The organism is Aestuariivita sp. (assembly GCF_021404545.1).
Taxonomy (GTDB): domain Bacteria; phylum Pseudomonadota; class Alphaproteobacteria; order Rhodobacterales; family Rhodobacteraceae; genus Aestuariivita.
On record NZ_JAAWWD010000102.1, the window covers coordinates 1 to 1,396 of the forward strand.

Sequence of the window (1,396 nt, forward strand, 5' to 3'; positions counted from 1 at the left end):
GTCATAGACACCGCGCGGCTCGGATGGGCGGGGACTGGGCAGCACGACCGAAACAACCAGAAGGGCCGATGCGGCGAAACCGAGGACCGTGCCGAGGAAAAGCGAATTGTAGGACATCACCGCGAGCAGAAGGGCCGCCAGCGTCGGGCTGACGATGTTTTCCAGATCGTAGGCCAGCCGCGACAGCGACAGCACGCGGGTATAGCGCGCCTCTTCGGGCAGAACGTCCGGGATCGTCCCCAGAAAGGTCGGCGGGAAGGCGGCGGAAGCCGATTGAAGAAGGAAGATCAGGACGTAGATCTGCCAGACCTCGGTCACGAAGGGCAGTGCGAGCGCGACACCGGCACGCACCAGATCGAGCGTCACCAGAAGCGCGCGGCGCGGCACGCGGTCTGCGAAAGCCCCTGCAATGGGCGCGATGCCCACATAAGCAACCATCTTGATGGTGAAGACTGTGCCGAGGACCAGCGCCGCCCCGGCGCCCGAAAGATCAAAGGCGAGCAGGCCGAGTGCGACTGTGGCGAGTCCGGTACCCAGAAGGGCTACGACCTGTGCCAGAAACAGGTGCCGATAAGTGCGGTCGGAGAGAATATCGAGCATGGTCAGCCTCAGAGATATCGGGCGATCGCCCGCAACTCGGCGCGATCAGTTTCAGAACTTTCAACGTCGATACAATGGTCCATGTGATCATGGATCAGCGCACGCTTGGCGTTCGTCACGGCCTTTTCGACCGCTTGCATCTGCTGAGCAATCTCCAGACAGGGTTTGCCCGCCTCGATCATTTCGATCACGGCGCGCAAATGGCCGTCAGCGCGTTTCAGCCGGGCGACAAGGGCGGGATGGGTTGCATGGACTGGATGTTTTGTCATAAAGTAGTTCTATCCCCCCCGGGAGGATAGAACAAGATGGTGCCACGACGCACCACGCTAGAGACGGGCAGACGGGCAGATCCTATGGATACCTTGAGGACAGTTGTAAACGCCGCGTTTGCGACACTCTTATGTTTGGCCGTACTCCTCTGGTCTGTGGTGCCCGCAACCTCGCACGCACCCTCAGTCATCGGCGTCCTTCAAGAGCACGCAGAAATGGTTGCTGAGCACGGTCATTCGCATGGACTGGAAGAAGACCTCGCCTGGGCCATGCATGGACATAGCCATGACAGCATCGATCACGATCACAGTCAGGCGGTCGTGCCTGGCCCCGACCGATCGCCGCACCCGCTCGATATTTATAGAGCCGCATGGCCGTTGAGTTCGGCCACGTCGAACACCTTGCAGACATACCAAATCGAAAGACCTCCGCGCGTCGGATCGACTGCGTGCCAACAGCGCGCTGCATTCGATCATCAACACATATGCAGAGTACAAACCATGAATACAGTCCACCAGGGCTGGAC

At 60.0% G+C, this 1,396-nt stretch carries 3 protein-coding genes; all 3 read right to left on the reverse strand.

The annotated features are described in order from the left end of the window. On the reverse strand, positions 1-600 hold a 600-nt coding region (locus tag HEP69_RS23620; protein WP_290560959.1), incomplete at its 3' end, for an MFS transporter. An 8-nt stretch (positions 601-608) separates the two neighbouring features. Further along, positions 609-869 carry a metal-sensing transcriptional repressor gene (locus HEP69_RS23625; RefSeq protein WP_007120627.1) on the reverse strand — a complete coding sequence of 87 codons (261 nt, stop codon included), beginning with the start codon at positions 867-869 and terminating at the stop codon, positions 609-611. Between the two features lie 183 nt (positions 870-1,052). Next, a partial coding sequence (locus HEP69_RS23630) for a hypothetical protein (protein ID WP_290560960.1) occupies positions 1,053-1,396 on the reverse strand: 344 nt, incomplete at its 5' end.

What these genes read in the sequence shown, in the direction of transcription:
- HEP69_RS23625 (WP_007120627.1), bottom strand. Translation starts at nt 869, where the DNA reads ATGACAAAACATCCAGTCCATGCAACCCATCCCGCCCTTGTCGCCCGG.